This window comes from Halomarina salina (assembly GCF_023074835.1).
GTDB classification, from domain to species: Archaea; Halobacteriota; Halobacteria; order Halobacteriales; family Haloarculaceae; genus Halomarina; species Halomarina salina.
The window spans coordinates 234,571-249,983 of record NZ_JALLGW010000002.1; the positions used below are offsets into that span (position 1 = coordinate 234,571).

The 15,413-nt window shown below is 66.0% G+C and carries 15 protein-coding genes and 1 pseudogene; 3 read left to right on the plus strand and 13 right to left on the minus strand.

From position 1 onward, the window contains the following. Positions 1-25: 25 nt before the first annotated feature. From MX571_RS17000 to MX571_RS17025, 6 genes are read right to left on the minus strand one after another with little or no spacing between them, the layout of a single operon-like run. Positions 26-1,537, minus strand: a complete 1,512-nt coding sequence (locus tag MX571_RS17000; RefSeq protein ID WP_247418929.1) for an NADH-quinone oxidoreductase subunit N — start codon at positions 1,535-1,537, stop codon at positions 26-28. Then, entirely contained in the window at positions 1,537-3,120 is a 1,584-nt protein-coding gene (locus MX571_RS17005) for a complex I subunit 4 family protein (protein ID WP_247418930.1), read from the minus strand. The genes MX571_RS17000 and MX571_RS17005 overlap by 1 nt, the downstream gene beginning before the upstream one ends. Further along, positions 3,121-5,175 (minus strand): NADH-quinone oxidoreductase subunit L, encoded by a 2,055-nt coding sequence (nuoL, locus tag MX571_RS17010; RefSeq protein WP_247418945.1) that lies wholly within the window; start codon positions 5,173-5,175, stop codon positions 3,121-3,123. A gap of 3 nt (positions 5,176-5,178) precedes the next feature. Beyond that, positions 5,179-5,481: an NADH-quinone oxidoreductase subunit NuoK gene (gene nuoK, locus MX571_RS17015; protein WP_247418947.1), complete on the minus strand. Its 303-nt coding sequence runs from the start codon at positions 5,479-5,481 to the stop codon at positions 5,179-5,181. After that, positions 5,481-5,834 (minus strand): hypothetical protein, encoded by a 354-nt coding sequence (locus MX571_RS17020; RefSeq protein ID WP_247418949.1) that lies wholly within the window; start codon positions 5,832-5,834, stop codon positions 5,481-5,483. The genes nuoK and MX571_RS17020 overlap by 1 nt, the downstream gene beginning before the upstream one ends. Next, positions 5,831-6,130, minus strand: a complete 300-nt coding sequence (locus MX571_RS17025; RefSeq protein WP_247418950.1) for an NADH-quinone oxidoreductase subunit J — start codon at positions 6,128-6,130, stop codon at positions 5,831-5,833. Before MX571_RS17025 ends, MX571_RS17020 begins: the two co-directional genes overlap by 4 nt. 957 nt (positions 6,131-7,087) lie before the next feature. Between MX571_RS17025 and MX571_RS17030 the strand changes: the two genes are divergently transcribed. From MX571_RS17030 to MX571_RS17040, 3 genes and pseudogenes are all read left to right on the plus strand, one after another. Further along, positions 7,088-7,240, plus strand: coding sequence for a DUF2080 family transposase-associated protein (locus tag MX571_RS17030; RefSeq protein WP_247418952.1), 153 nt, complete (start codon positions 7,088-7,090; stop codon positions 7,238-7,240). Positions 7,241-7,289: 49 nt separating this feature from the next. Next, the gene (locus tag MX571_RS17035) at positions 7,290-7,454 is read left to right on the plus strand and encodes a hypothetical protein (RefSeq protein ID WP_247418954.1); all 165 of its coding nucleotides are present in this window, start codon (positions 7,290-7,292) and stop codon (positions 7,452-7,454) included. A gap of 6 nt (positions 7,455-7,460) precedes the next feature. After that, positions 7,461-8,684, plus strand: a pseudogene (locus MX571_RS17040) (RNA-guided endonuclease InsQ/TnpB family protein). A gap of 11 nt (positions 8,685-8,695) precedes the next feature. Here the strand turns inward: MX571_RS17040 and MX571_RS17045 are convergent. The 7 genes from MX571_RS17045 to MX571_RS17075 form a co-directional block, all read right to left on the minus strand. After that, positions 8,696-9,157: a NuoI/complex I 23 kDa subunit family protein gene (locus MX571_RS17045; RefSeq protein WP_247418956.1), complete on the minus strand. Its 462-nt coding sequence runs from the start codon at positions 9,155-9,157 to the stop codon at positions 8,696-8,698. A 64-nt stretch (positions 9,158-9,221) separates the two neighbouring features. Beyond that, entirely contained in the window at positions 9,222-10,220 is a 999-nt protein-coding gene (locus tag MX571_RS17050) for a complex I subunit 1/NuoH family protein (RefSeq protein WP_368409076.1), read from the minus strand. Between the two features lie 158 nt (positions 10,221-10,378). Further along, positions 10,379-12,058, minus strand: coding sequence for an NADH-quinone oxidoreductase subunit D (locus MX571_RS17055; RefSeq protein ID WP_247418960.1), 1,680 nt, complete (start codon positions 12,056-12,058; stop codon positions 10,379-10,381). Between the two features lie 148 nt (positions 12,059-12,206). Then, on the minus strand, positions 12,207-12,884 hold the full coding sequence (locus MX571_RS17060) for an NADH-quinone oxidoreductase subunit B (RefSeq protein WP_247418962.1): 678 nt from the start codon (positions 12,882-12,884) through the stop codon (positions 12,207-12,209). Beyond that, entirely contained in the window at positions 12,881-13,291 is a 411-nt protein-coding gene (locus tag MX571_RS17065) for an NADH-quinone oxidoreductase subunit A (RefSeq protein ID WP_247418964.1), read from the minus strand. Before MX571_RS17065 ends, MX571_RS17060 begins: the two co-directional genes overlap by 4 nt. 231 nt (positions 13,292-13,522) lie before the next feature. After that, positions 13,523-14,140 carry a 5-(carboxyamino)imidazole ribonucleotide mutase gene (gene purE / locus MX571_RS17070; protein ID WP_247418965.1) on the minus strand — a complete coding sequence of 206 codons (618 nt, stop codon included), beginning with the start codon at positions 14,138-14,140 and terminating at the stop codon, positions 13,523-13,525. 125 nt (positions 14,141-14,265) lie between these two features. Then, positions 14,266-15,411, minus strand: coding sequence for a 5-(carboxyamino)imidazole ribonucleotide synthase (locus MX571_RS17075; protein ID WP_247418966.1), 1,146 nt, complete (start codon positions 15,409-15,411; stop codon positions 14,266-14,268). Positions 15,412-15,413: the final 2 nt, after the last annotated feature.

The following is a 15,413-nucleotide window of genomic DNA, read 5'->3' on the forward strand; positions in this document are numbered from 1 at the left end:
AGAGTCGCCCTATCGGACGGTCGGGTTACTGGACCATCGCCGCAGCGGCGTCGGTGGCCACGTCCGAGAACAGCCCGAGTCCCGGCAGCAGGAGGACCGTCACGATGGCGGCCACGACGATGGCGGCGTACAGGCCGGTCGGGTAGCCACCGACCTCGAGGTCGGTGACCGGGTCCTCGATCCACATCGCCTTGACGACGCGCGAGTAGTAGAACAGCGACAGCGCGCTGTTCACGACGAGCGCGAACGCAAGGATATACGTCCCGATGGTCGCACCGTCCAGCGCCGCGAGGATGAGGAAGAACTTCGAGAGGAACCCGCCGCCGATGGGCAGGCCAGCGAGGCTGAACAGGAACACCGTCATCGCGACGCAGGCCAGCGGGGCCTGCTTCGCGAGTCCGTTGTAGTCCTCGAACGTCCGGCCGACGCCCCAGTACTCCGCGAGCGCGATGAACAGGAACGCGCCGGTGTTCATGAAGCCGTAGACCACGAGGTGGAGCATGCCGGCCCCGAGGACGAGGCCCTGGTCGGCGTTGCTCGTCAGCGCCCCGAGGGCGATGAGCACGTAGCCCGCGTGACCGATGGAGGAGTACGCCATCATCCGCTTGACGTTCTCCTGGGTCGCGGCGGCGAAGTTACCGAGCGTCATCGTCACGAGCGCGAGCACCTGGAACGCGAGTACCCAGTCGACGCCGATCGCGAGGAGTTCACTCCGGGGGAACGCGACGGTGAACACGCGGAATGCGATGACGAACCCGGCGGCCTTCGACGCCGACGAGAGGAACGCGCTGACCGGTGCGGGCGCACCCTCGTACGCCTCGGGGGCCCACCAGTGGAACGGCACGCTCGCCGTCTTGAACGCGAACCCGCCGATGATCATCAGGACGCCGACGCCGAGGACGCCGACGAGGCCCTCGCCGGTGGACCCGATCTCGGAGGCGACCTCGCCGAACTGCATCGACCCGGTGACGCCGTACACCAGCGAGATGCCGTAGGCGAACACCGCCGACGAGAGCGCGCCGATGAGGAAGTACTTCAGGCCCGCCTCGACGCTGCCGCGGTTGTTCTTGAGGAACGCGACGAGCGCGTACGACGGGAGCGAGGCGAGTTCGAGGCTGATGAACGCCGTCGCCAGCGAGTTCGAACTCGCCATCACGGTCATCCCCGTCGCCGCGAGCAGGACGAGCGTGTAGAACTCCGCCTTGTAGCGGAACTCCTTCAGGTAGTCGTAGCTCGCCAGCGTGACGAGCGCCGTCACGCCCGTGAAGATGAACGTGAAGAACAGGCTCATCCCGTCGACGACGAGCTGGCCCTGGAACAGCTCCTGGGCGTCGCCGCCGGTCGTGACGAGGATGGCCCCCGCGGCGACGAGCGCCGCGATGGACCCGGCCGTCGCGAGTCCGGAGAGGAGCGCCGAGGACGACGTCTCCGGCTCGATGCTGTCGACGACCAGGAGGGCGAGCGCCGTCACTGCGAGGATGATGGTCGGAGCGAGCGCCGCCGTTCCGGATAGCTGGAGCAGTTGTGCCTGGAACATCAGAGACCACCTCCGAGGACGGTGCCGAGGGACCTGACGGCCGCCTCACCACCGCTTCCGACGTTGTCGAGGATCGGCTGGGTCGCGTCCCAGATCATCCGGAAGAAGATGTCGGGCGCGGTGCCGAGCGCGAGGACGAGCAGGACGAGCACGAACAGCGGCGCTACGTCGTGGACGGCCGCCTCGCGGACCTCGTACTCCGTCGCGGAGAAGAACTCCCCGAACAGCGTCCGCTGCATCGCGAACAGCAGGTAGCCGGCGACGACGACGATGCCGAACATCGCGACGCCGGTGAACAGCGCCATCCCGTTGCCGGGGATGACCGTCGAGGCGAACGAGCCACGGAAGATGAAGAACTCGCCCGCGAACCCGGCCATCAGCGGCAGACCCATGTAGGCGAACGCACCCGAGATGAGCGCGCCGACCGTGTAGGGCATCCGCGAGGCCAGCCCCGACATGTCGCCGACCATGCGCGTGTGGGTCGTGTTGTAGACGACGCCGACGCACATGAACATCAGCCCCGAGATGAGGCCGTGGGCGACCATCTGGAACGTCGCGCCGCCTAGACCGTACTGGGTGTAGGCGACGAGACCGAGGATGACGTAGCCCATCGACGACACCGACGAGTACGCGACGATGCGCTTCAGGTCCTGCTGGGCGAGCGCGAGCAGTGCGCCGTAGATGACGCTCGCCGCGCCGAGCAGGGCGATGAACACCGCGAGGTCCTGTGCGACCCCCGGCAGCATCGTGAAGTTGAACCGGAGCAGGGCGTACGTCCCCATCTTCAGGAGGACGCCCGCCAGCAGCACCGACACGGGCGTCGGTGCTTCGACGTGGGCGTCGGGCAGCCACGTGTGCAGCGGGACGATGGGCACCTTCACCGCGAACCCGAAGAACATCAGCACGAACGATATCAGTGCGATGGTCTCACCCGGAATGCCCGCGACGCTCCCGAGGCTCCCGCTCGCGAGCGCCTGCGTCACCTCGGGTAGACCGAAGGAACTGACCGAGTCGCCCAGCGCGAACACCATCGTGATGAACCCGATGAACATCACCAGCGACGCGACGTTCGTGTAGACGAAGAACTTGATCGCCGCGTACTTCCGGCGTGGGCCGCCCCAGACGCCGATGAGCAGGTACATCGGGATGAGGACGGCTTCCCAGAAGACGAACCAGACGAAGAAGTCGAGCGCCGAGAACACGCCCAGCAGGGCCGCCTCCATCAGGAGGACGAGGCCGTAGAACTGGCTCTGGCGGGTCTGGATGGGCGTCCACGCGCTCAGGATGGAGAGCGGGACGAGCACCGTCGAGAGGACGAACAGCGGCAGCGAGATGCCGTCGAGGCCAGTGTGGTACGACAGTTCGTAGCCCGCGAGCTGGAACCACGCCATGCTCTCGCCGAACGCCGTCGTCCCGCCGAACAGGGCGTTCCCCGAGCCGTCGAACGTCGCGTACATGTACATCGAACCCGCGAGCGGCAGCAGGCTGATGACCGCGGCGACCTTCCCCGCTACGCGGTCCGGCGTGACGAAGGTGACGACGGCTCCGAGCAGACAGACACCGATGAGCAGTTCGATCAGCATCTAGAACCACCCCCCGAGCAGTCCGAAGGCGACGAGGAGCGCGACCAGCCCCAGCGTCAGCAACGTCGCGTAGTTGGAGACGACACCCGTCTGGATGCGGCGGACGCGACTCCCCCCGAGCAGCGAGACGGAGGAGACGCCGTTGACCACGCCGTCGACGACGCCCTGGTCGAACTTGTCGGCGGCACGGGCGACGTTCGCCGTCAGCCCCTGCGCGAGCCACACCTGATACTCGTCCTGGTAGTAGTTGTTGAACAGCACAGTCTTGGCAGAGCCGAGCCGGTCGGTGTGTTCGACCGGCGAGTCACCGCGGTAGAGCGTGAACGCGAGCGCCGAACCGGCGAGTGCGACGGTCAGCGAGATGGCTGCCGAAGCGAACAGCGTCCCCAGTTCGCCGAGGCCCGGCAGTTCACCGGCCGACATACCACCGAACTCCGAGGCGGTGATGAGTTCGTGGTAGTGCTCGCCGTTGAGCCCCTCCGGCCCGTGGTAGAGCCAGTCGTGGAGGAGTTCCGGGACGGCGGGAACGAGCGCGTGGACCGGCACGAGGTTGATGAACCCGACCACCGCGGCGAGGACGCCGAGGATGGCCAGCGGTCCCTTGACGTTCCAGTGAACGCCGTGGGGGTTCCGTGCGGTGTCGGTCCGGGGTTCCCCGTGGAAGGTCAGCAGGACCATCCGGAAGGTGTAGAAGCCGGTGAAGAACACCGCGACGATACCCATCGCGTACGCGAGCAGGAGGACGATGCCGAGTCCCCCGTCCGTACCGATGCCGTGAACGAGCGTCTCGAACAGCACCTCGTCCTTCGACCAGAAGCCGGAGAACGGGACGATGCCCGCGAGCGCGAGCGACCCGGAGAGGAACGCGTAGTAGGTGACCGGCATCTTGTCCTTCAGGCCACCCATGTCCCACATGTTCTCGTTGTGGTGCATCGCGATGATGACCGACCCGGCACCGAGGAACAGGAGCGCCTTGAAGATGGCGTGGGTGGTGAGGTGGAAGACGCCAGCCACGTAGCCGCCACCGCCCAGCGCGAGCATGATGTAGCCGTACTGGGAGATGGTCGAGTACGCGAGCACCTGTTTGATCTCGCGCTTGACGACGCCCATCGAGGCGGCGAACAGCGCGGTGAACCCGCCGACGAGCGCGATGATCGCGAGCGCCGTCGGGAGGAGCGCGTAGAACCCGTAGATACGAGCGACGAGGTAGACGCCTGCGGCGACCATCGTCGCGGCGTGGATGAGCGCGGAGACGGGCGTCGGACCCTCCATCGCGTCGGGCAGCCACGTGTGGAACGGGAACTGCGCGGACTTGCCCATCACGCCGCCGAGGACGAGCAGGCCGATGATAGTGAACCACGCCTCCGGCCCGAGGCCGAAGAAGAGGGTCGCTCCCTCGCCAGCGTTGTTGAGCGCCTCCTCCGCGAGGTGGGGGAAGCTCTCGGGACCGGCGAACTGCGCGGTACCGAACGTCGCGAAGACGGCGACGACGCCGATGAGGAAGAAGTAGTCACCGAAGCGGGTGACGAGGAACGCCTTCTTCGCGGCACTCGGCGGGCCGTCGCGGCGGAACCAGAAGCCGATGAGCAGGTACGAGCAGAGCCCGACCAGCTCGAAGAACATGAACGCCATCAGCAGGTTCGAGGACATGACGAACGCGAGCATGCTCGCGGTGAACAGGCCGAGTTCGGCGTAGTACCGCGGCAGGCCCGTCTCGCCCTCGTCGTTCATGTAGCCCAGCGAGAAGACGTGGACCAGCGTCGCGATGAGCGAGACGATGACCAGCATCAGCGCCGACAGCGGGTCGAGCAGCAGGCCGAACTGAATCGGCTGTTCGCCCGCGCCGACGAACGTGTAGATTGCTTCGTTGTACGTTTCACCGTTGGCGACGGTCAGCGCGACCCAGATGGACAGCAACAGCGACCCCACGGTCGCGATGATGCCAGCGAACGCGCCGCGCTTGGGCATCAGTTTGCCCAGGAACAGCGCGACGACGAAGGAGCCGAACGGGAGCAGTGCGATGGCCGGTGCGAATGCGAATGCGCCTTCTGCCATAGATTACCACCTCATCGTCGTCGCCTTCGTGACGTCGACGTCGGAGAAGTTGCGGTAGAGCACGAGGATGATACCGATGCCGACGGCCACCTCCGCGGCGGCCAGCGCCATCGTGAACAGGCTGAACACCTGCCCCGTGATGTTACCGGTCTGATACGAGAACGCGACCAGGTTGATGTTCGCGGCGTTGAGCATCAGCTCGACGCTCATCAGGAACATCAGCGCGTTCCGTCTCGTGATGATGCCGAACACGCCGATGCAGAACACCGCCGCCGACAGCACCATGTAGTACTGGATGGGGACCATCAGTCGTCGTCCTCCCTTCCTCCGTCGGTGCGAATCGCCTTCCGGGCCGCACCGTAGAGTCCACCGCCACCCTCGCGCTTCGCGAGCATGACCGCGGCGACGAGTGCGGCGACGAGGACGAGGTCGATGATCTCGAACGCGACGAGGAACGGTTCGGACTCGATGGCCGCCTGGTCGGTCAGGTCGAACATCGCGTAGCCGATGCTCGCGGTGACCGACCCGTCGGGGAAGCCAGCGGGAGCGCTCCAGCCCGACGAGGTGAGGAACACCAGCGTGAGGACGGCGAACAGTGCCACCGCCGCCAGCCCCTGCAGGAAACTGATGTTGTCGTGGAGACGCGGGCGGGAGGTCACGCGGCGACCTCCTCGTCGGAGTCAGGGTCCGACTCGACCTCCGGCTCCGTGGTCTCACGGGTCAACATGACGGCGAACGTGATGAGAATGAGGACCCCGCCGACGTAGACGAGGACCTGCATCGCCGCCAGAAACTCCGCCTGCAACATGACGTAGTGGACGGCGACCGACAGCAGCGCCACCCCCATCAGGAGCGCTGCGTGCCAGACGTCGCGCACTAGCACCATGCCGAGGCTGCTGCCCACTGTGACGAGAGCGAACAGCGCGAATGCTAGTGTTTCTGCGAGTGGTGCCATTGGAGGCAATCGTTTTGCGGCGGGTTTCAACGTTTCGAGACCCGTCCGCGAGCGCACGTGCGCGATTCGCCGCTTTCGGGCCACTTTTTACCTCTGGAGAACGTCGTCCCACTCTTCAGTTCGCCACGTTTCGTCGGGAACGCGGAGCCAGTTGTCGTGTGCGATGGTCTCGGTAGCGGTCCTCTCGAACCCGTTCTGTCGGAGTTCGTCGAGTGCTCCTGGTACATCAGTCACGCCGCCGACCGATGCGGGAACCGCACAGCCGCCGAGACCGGACCCGAGCGCGACGTGCTCGACGCCGATTTCGGTCCGCGACGTCCCCGACGTGGTCCGCCGCCACCGAACCTGCCCTCGCGCGCGGCACGTCGACGTAGCCCTCGTCGCTCCGCTCGTCGAACGAGCGGAGCGTCCTTGCGCCCCCGTTCGGGGGCTGGGAGCTAGCGGTTCGGGAGGATGGGGTACCTCCAGAGGAATCGACCGCAAGCGTCCGCGCGAGCGAACGCGAGCGAGCGAGCGCGGTTCACCGGCTGCGAACGAGCCGCGCAGGACCGGAGATGCCGATGGAAACCGACGGCCACGCCGGCGGCGACGGAAGCGACTGGGCAGCCGGTTTTCAGTTCAGGTTCTCGAGGAGTGGGCCGCGGACCGTTGGCTCGCAACCGCAAGTCGTGGCGTCCACGAGACGCAGAGCGTCTCGTTCGCTCACGGGAACGCTGTTCTCGTGAACGGCTACGCCGTCACGCGGTACCCGCAGCGAGCACTCGCGAGGATACCGGACGAAGAAAAACGTGGGTTGTTACCTGAATTGAGGCGCTAAGGCCCCTTCCTCAACGAGCGAGCGAAGCGAGTGAGTAGGGAGGGGATACAGCGCCGCACGCTTGTTCATACACCCTCCACCGACCAGCCCACAGGCCTACCGCCGTTTTCAATAGTATGGACTTTGTATCTACATCGTACATGGAACAGTTCACAATTAGCGGCCACGAAGTCGTGGACGGAGACGTGAAAGCCACTGGCAACGGCGCTCACGTATACGTCCCGAAGCGATGGCGTGGAGCAGACGTGAAAATCGTCCGCACGTCAGACCCAGAGGGCGAACATGACGGTTGATTCGCCACTCACCTGCTACATTTGTGGTGAGACGAGCGACCGTGCTACCGTGGACCTCATCGGGTGCTTCAAAGACCAAGACGCTGCAAGCAAACGATTCGAGGAAAAACACGGGCAAGAGCCTGAAAGTTATCTCGACGTGTGTTCCTCGTGCCAAGACGAGAAGCCGAACCACGCCCGAAACGCCCGCGAGAAATACGGCGCATACGAGTAGCCCCGGATGAACTACAACTACAGGTATCGACTCCGACCGTCCGACGCTCTCGAAGAATAGTTAGCGTGGACAGTCGATACCTGTAGGCAGGTCTACAACCACTTCCTCCACCGACTCAATCGCACCGACGACACCTCGGCGTACTCCGAGCAGAAGCTCCTGCCGAGCCTCAAGATGTGGTGGGGCGACCTGAAACACGTTCACTCGAAGGTGCTTCAGAAAGTCGTTCAGCGGTTGTACGACAACCTCTCTCGGTTGGCGGACGCCAAAAACGCCGGTCGGAAGGTCGGACTACTCACGTGGAAAGCACCGGACGAGTACCGCAGTTTCACCTACAGTCAATCCGGCTTCAAGCTCAAGAACACGAGCGGTCGGACCAGACTGTGGCTCTCGAAACTTGGAGACATCCCGCTCACCTTTCACCGCGACTTGCCCGACGACGCCGACATCAAGACCGTCACGGTCAAACGCGAACCCACCGGGAAGTGGTACGCCATCCTCGGCGTCGAAACGCCCGACGACCCACCCGCGAACCCCGAGAATCCTGAGCGGTGTGTCGGCATCGACGTGGGCATTTGCAAGTATGCTCACGACACGGACGGCACAGCGGTTGGGTCACTCGACCTATCTGACGAGCGTGAGCGGTTGGAACGCGCACAGCGCGACCTCTCGCGGAAGGAACACGGGTCCGCGAATTGGGAGAAACAACGCAAATCCGTGGCCGAGCGCCACGCCGACCTCAAGCGAAAGCGTCGTGACTTTCTTCATAAGTTGTCGAATCACTACGCTCGGGAGTACGACCTCGTGGCGGTCGAAGACCTCGACGCGAAGGGCTTGGTCGAACTACCGGGCAACTCTCGAAACCGGGCAGGCGCGGCGTGGGGGACGTTCCTCCGGATGCTCGAATACAAATGTGAACGCGAAGGGACGCACTTCGTGACAGTTGACCCGAGGGGAACGACCAAGGAGTGCGCGTCCTGCGGCGTTTCGACCGACAAGCCGTTGTGGGTACGCGAACACTCATGTCCGGCGTGTGGGTTTGAAGCGGACAGGGACGCGAACGCAGCGTGGAACATTCGTTCTCGCGGTATCACGAAGCGGTTAGGAGCGGGATGCTCCGAATCAACGCCTGTGGAGACTGCGCTCCCTGTGGATACGCCTGTGTCTGCAAAGCGCGTCGTTGAAACAGGAAGCCCCATTCTCAAGCGTGAGCCGTCAGGCGAGCGGTAGGGTGGGGTAGTTCACTCGTAGTCGACTTCGCCTTCGCCCTCGCCGATCCACGCACCGCGGTCGGGTTCGCGCGACGCGAGCGGGTCGATGTCCTTGTACCACGGGACGTTCTTCAACTGCTCCTTGTTGTACGCGAACTCGTCTTTCGTGTCCGCGGTGAACTCGAAGTTCTGGGTGAGCAGGATGGCGTCGACGGGACAGACCTCCTCGCAGAGTCGGCAGTAGATGCACTGGCCGATGTGGAGGTTGTACTGCTCGCCGTTCCGCTGGTCGTCCGTGACGATCTGTATCGTGTCGTTCGGGCAGACGTTCTCGCACTGGCGACACCAGATGCAGCGCTCCTGGCTGAACTTGTGGACGCCGCGGAAGCGCGGCGACACTTCGGGTGCCGTGTCCGGATACTCGACGGTGAACGTCGAGCCATCCAGCGCGTGTTTCATGGTGGTCGCCATGCCCTTGAGGATTCCAATCATTGGTTGTGTGTTCGAGGTCGGATGGTTTCAACGCCGGGGTTCGAGCGGGACCCGGCGACCGCGTTCAGGCGATCACCCCGACGATGATCGCGGTGAGCAGCAGGTTGGCGAAACTCAGCACGAGCATCCCCTTCCAGCCGATCTCGATGAGCTGGTCGATGCGCACGCGGGGCACGGCCGACCGCGCCCACTGCGTGAAGATGTACACCGCGAGCATCTTGATGAGGAACCAGACGAAGCCGGGCAACACCGGTCCCGCCGGTCCGCCGAGGAACAGCGTCGCGACGATTGCCCCACCGAGGAAGATGTGGATGAACTCCGAGAGGTAACAGAGCACGAAGTAGACCGAGGAGTACTCCGTCTGCCACCCCGCGACGATCTCGGTCGGGGCCTCCGGCACGTCGAACGGGTTGCGCCCGACCTCCGCCAGGTTCGCCGCCATGAACAGGACGAACGCGAACGGGTTGACGAACGCGTACCAGGTCGGGATGTCGAGACCGCCGAGCGTCACGAGCGTCTCGGTCTGCGCGGCGACGATCTCGCTCATCTGGAGCGTCCCCGCGAAGATGACGACCGACGCGGCCGTCAGGACGAGGGGAATCTCGTACGCGATGTTCTGCGCGACGGCGCGCAGGCCGCCGAGGAACGAGAACTTGTTGTTCGACGCGTAGCCCGCCGTCACAAGCCCGACGCTCGCGACGGAGGAGACGGCGAACACGTACACCAGCCCCGCCTCGGGGTCTGCGAGCTGGACGCCGCTCCCCATCGGGATGACGGCGAACCCGAGCAGCGCCGACGCGACCATGATGATGGGCGCGATGTCGTACGCCGGTCGGTCCGCGCCGTCCGGGATGATGAGCTCCTTCGACAGCAGTCGGACCGCGTCGGCGACGATGATGAGCAGTCCGAACGGGCCGATGCGGTTGACCGCGATGCGGTCGGTGAACGCGGCGGTGATCTTCCGCTTCCCCCAGATGCCGGAGACGGCGACCAGCGTGAGGAGGAACGTACCGACGAGCGCCGCGGCGAGGATGGAGACGAGGAACGTCTCGAGCGCGCCCATCTGTCCCAGTCCGAACAGGTTCCCGAGCGTGTCGGGGAGCGTCTGGACCCGGCCGCCGGCGCCCGAGGCGTTCGTCGCGTTGCCGGCGGTCGTCGTCCCGTTGGTCGCGTTCCCGCTCGCATTCGACGAGTTGTTGGCCTGGACGAGCAGTTCCCAGCTCATCGGTCGACCTCACCGAGCACGATGTCGAGGCTGCCGAGCGACGCGATGAGGTCCGGGATGTACTCGCCGTTGGACATCTCCGGGAGCGCCTGCAGGTTCGAGAAACACGGCGAGCGAATCTTGAACCGGGCCGGCGTGTCGGTCCCGTCCGAGCGAATGTAGATACCGAGTTCGCCCTTCGCGGCCTCCACAGCACGGTAGACCTCGGTGTCGTTGTCGGGCTTGAGCGTCCGCGGGACGTTCGACTGAATCTCGCGTTCGTCCTCCGGCCAGTCCTCGAGCAGGTCGACGCACTGTTCGATGATCTTCGCCGACTCCTCGACCTCCTTCATCCGCACGAGGACGCGCGAGTAGTTGTCACAGCCGTCCTCGGTGATGACGTCCCAGTCGAGTTCGGGGTAGTAGCCGTACGGGTCGTCGCGACGCAGGTCGTAGTCGACACCAGACCCGCGGGCGACCGGTCCCGTCGTCCCGTAGCTCTTGGCCATCTCGGGCGAGAGGACGCCGGTGTTGACACACCGGAGCTGGAAGATCTCGTTGCCCGTGACGAGGTTGTGGTACTCCTCCAGTTTCGCGGGGAGTTCGTCGAGGAAGTCGCGGACCTTCTCGAAGTACTCCTCGCGGGGTTCGGGGAGGTCCCACGCGACGCCGCCCAGGCGCAGGTAGTTGAACATCAGGCGCTGGCCCGTGAGGTCCTCCAGCAGGTTCTGGACGATCTCGCGGTCGCGCGTCGCGTACATGAAGATGGCCGTGAAGTCGCCGTAGACGTCCAGCGCGAACGTCCCCAGCGCGAGCAGGTGCGCCGCGATACGGCACATCTCGGCGCTCATCGTCCGGATGACCTGGGCGTACTCCGGCACGTCGAGGTCCGCGAGGTCCTCCGCGGCGCGCGCGTACGCCCACTCGTTGAGGATGCCCGCCGAGATGTAGTCCCAGCGGTCGGGGTAGGGCATGATCTGGTGGCGGTAGGTGCTCTGCTGGCACATCTGCTCCTCGCACCGGTGGAGGTAGCCGATGTCTGGGTCCACGTCGGCGACCGTCTCGCCGTCGAGCACCGTCTTCAGGTGGAGCACGCCGTGGGTCGCGGGGTGGTGGGGACCGACGTTGACGAACATCGTGTCCGAGTCGTCCTCGCGGTGGTCCTCCTTCAGCGGGTTGGCGTGTTCCCGGAAGGTGACGACCTGTGGCTGTTCCTGATCGTAGTCCTGCCGGAGCGGGTGGCCCTGCCACGTCTCCGGGAGCAGGATGCGTCGGAGGTCCGGGTGGTCGTCATAGTGGATGCCCATCAGGTCGTACGCCTCCCGCTCGTGCCAGTCGGCGGTGCGGAACACGCTGTTACCGGACTGACTGCGCGGGTCGTCGCGACTCGTCGGGACGACGACGCTGACCTCCTGGGTCGGGTCGGCGTACTTCTTCAGGTGATAGATGCTCTCGAAGCGGTCGCCGTACTCCTGGGCCGTCACGCTCGAGAGGTGGTCGAAGCCGGCCTGCTGTTTGAGTCGACCGAGCGCCTCCGCGACGCGTTCCGGCCGGACGACGAACCCCTCCGCGTTGAGGTGGGTCTCGCGACCGACGACGAGGTCACCGAGCAGGTCGGCGATGGCCTCGTAGTCGAGCCCCTGTTCGGTGACACCGACCTGTCCGTGCGTGCTCGGTTCCGGTCGTTCCAGACTCATGCGAGACACCTCCGGTGTCGAGCAGTGCGGGACGCTCCGCGTCCCGCAGGCCGTGCGAGCGGGCTTTCAGCCCGCGAGCAGATGTGAGCAGACGGGTCACAGCCCGCACAGCGAGCGAACGCGAGCGAGCAGGAATGTCTTGGCGTACTCATGGTGACTCGGCCCAGTTGTAGCGCATGACGAGGTCCTCCTCGTCTATCTCGTCGGCGAGGTGGCGGACGAGTTCGTCGCCCTCCAGGTCGCCGAACTGTTCGAGTTCGTACGGCTTGACCGTCACGGGAGCCGTCTCACCGTTGGCGACGCGCTCCTGCAGTTTGGCGACGCCGTAGACGAGCGCTTCGGGACGGGGGGGACAGCCCGGAACGTGGATGTCGACCGGGATGACCTCCTCCGCGCCCTTGACGACGTTGTAGCCCTCGTGGAACGGACCGCCGGAGATGGTACACGACCCCATCCCGACGACGAACTTCGGCTCGGGCATCTGGTCGTAGACGCGCTTCATCCGCGGGGCGAACTTCGAGACGATGGTCCCCGGGACGATGATGACGTCCGCCTGTCGGGGCGACGCCCGTGGCACCCCGGCACCGAAGCGGTCGAGGTCGTGTTTGACCGCGTACGTGTGCATCATCTCGATGCTGCAGCAGGCGATGCCGAACTGCAGCATGAACATCGAGGAGCCCCGGACCCAGTTCATGAACTTGTCGAACTTGGTGAGGATGAACGGCGACGAGCCGAACGCCTCCCGGAGCTTCGAGTTGAACCGGCTGTCGACGCCCTCGCCCTTCCGGGCCTCCTGAGTCGTCTGTGGTGTGTTGTCGCTACTCATAGTTTGTCTGTCTGTCTCCGTCCGTCTCCGGCCGGTCGCACCCAGCGAACCGCACCGTTGCGCCACGCCCAGATGAGCCCGACGACGAGGACGCCGATGAATATCAACATCGGCACCAGCGCCGTTGCGAGGCCGACCTGCGACACCGCGTCGCGGTAGATGACCGTCCACGGGAAGATGAGGACCGTCTCGATGTCGAAGACGACGAACAGCAACGCGACCATGTAGTACTGGATGTTGAACCGGATGCGCGTGTTCCCCGTCGGGACCTCACCGGACTCGTAGACGGCGGTTTTCCCTTGTTCCGGCACGGTGGGGCGGATGAGTGCGGACAGAGCGATCATCCCCAGCGGGATGCCGACCGCGACCACCCCCAGCGCGCCGACTGCTATCCACGGGTTACTCATTAGTGGTATCGTATGGCGGCTTGGATGGGGCCGCATATAAGGCTTGATTCTTCCGCGTGAAGCGGTTTGCGTCGGGTTTCGCCCGCCCCCGACGGTCACGATTCGCGGCCATCGTCGCCCCTACGCGCCGGTACACGGAGGGCCACCGCCGACGACCGGTCGCGCCGACGCGCCCGCCCGCCGAGACCACCCCACGGCGAGGCGACCGGCGGCGGGCCCGAGTCGTCACTATCACCGCTGTTCGCGGAACGCCTCGGTTCCGGACTCGTGGAGGTCGCGCGACACCTCGCCGACCCCCTCGCGCAGGGCGTCGTGGTACGCCTCCAGTTCCGCCTCCAGTTCGGGGTGCGCACGCGCGAGCATCTGCACGACCGACAGCGCCGCGTTGAACGACTTGCCCGCGTCGACCGCGACCAGCGGTGCGCCCGTCGGCATCCCGATGACCGAGTCGACGGACTTCTCCTGTACTGGCACGCCGACGACCGGGAGCGGGTACGCGAGCGACGCGACCATGTTCGGCAGGTCCGCCGCCTTCCCGCCCGCACCGGCGACGATAGCGTCCAGCCCCCGGTCGCGCGCCGTCGTCGCGTACGCGTCCATCAGGTCCGGCGTCCGGTGGGCGCTCACGACGTACGTCTCGAACGTGAACCGTGTCTCCGGCGGCGAGTCGGCGTCTGTCACCTCCGCGAACCCGAGTTCGGTGAGCGCCTCGTACGCGCCGTACATCACGTCGAGGTCCGAGTCCGACCCCATCACGATGCCCACCTCGGGCGTCTCCTCGGTCGGCCGGTCGCGCTCCGCTTCGGCGTGCAGGTCGTCGATGAGCGACTGCACCGAGTCCGTCGTCATGTCCGAACGCGCGTGGGCGGGTCGCTTTGTGGTTGCGGTTGACGCAGGCGTCGACCGGGGTCCAGAGCGGACGGCGAGGAGGAAGCGGAAGTAGAACTGTAGAATCAGCGGAACGTACCGGAGAGTCAGCGGAACGTGACGGCGTCGCGGAGGTCGCGCGCGCGGTCGAGGGCCGCGTCGGCGTCGTCGCCGACGACGGTGACGTGTCCCATCTTCCGCAGCGGACGCGCCTCGCGCTTGCCGTACCAGTGGAGGTGCGCGTCGGGCGCGTCGAGGACCGACTCGACGCCCGAGAGCTCCGCGGGACCTGGCTCCTCGACGTCGCCCAGCAGGTTCGTCGTCACGCTCGCACCGCGACGCTCGGTCGACCCGAGCGGCCACCCCAGCACCGAGCGGGCGTGCTGTTCGAACTGCGAGGCGTGTGCACCCTCGATGGTCCAGTGGCCGGAGTTGTGCGGGCGCGGCGCGATCTCGTTGACCAGTATCTCCTCGTCCACCTGGAACAGTTCGATACCGAACACGCCGCGGCCGTCCATCGCGTCCAGCACGTCGGTCGCCACCTCGCGGGCGCGCTCCGCGACCGCATCGCTCGTCCGCGCCGGCTGGACGCTCTCGCGCAGAATCTCGTCCTCGTGGACCGTCTCGGTGACCGGGTACGTCGCCGTCTCGCCGTCCGCCCCGCGGACGCCGATGACCGACAGTTCGCGCTCGAACGGGACCATCGCCTCCGCGAGCGCGTCGCTCCCGAGTTCGTCGAGCGCGTCCGCGGCGGCATCCGATCCCTCGACGGGGAGGTTGCCCCGGCCGTCGTAGCCGCCCTCGCGGGCTTTCAGCATCACGGGCCAGCCGAGGTCCTCGCCCGCCTCGCGCAGGTCGGCCTCGTCCGCGACGGCGCGGTACTCGGGAACCGGGACGCCCGCGTCGTCGAGCCACCGTTTCTCCCGGAGTTTGTCCTGCGTCCGCGCGAGCGTCTCCGGGTCCGGGTGGACGGGCGTCCCCGTCTCCTCGCGGACGCGTTCGAGCAGGTCGGCGTCGGCGAGCTCTATCTCGTAGGTCAGCACGTCGACGCGGTCGGCGAGCGAGAACACCGCCTCCTCGTCGTCGAAGTCGGCCGCGACGGTGTCGCCGACGACGGGAGCGGCCGGTGGGTCGGGCGTCGGGTCGAGCGCGACCACGCCCACGCCGAGCGGACCGGCGGCCTCCCCGAGCATCCGTGCGAGCTGGCCGCCGCCGACGACGCCGACGGTCGGGCCTGGTGTCGTGAGCTTCATGC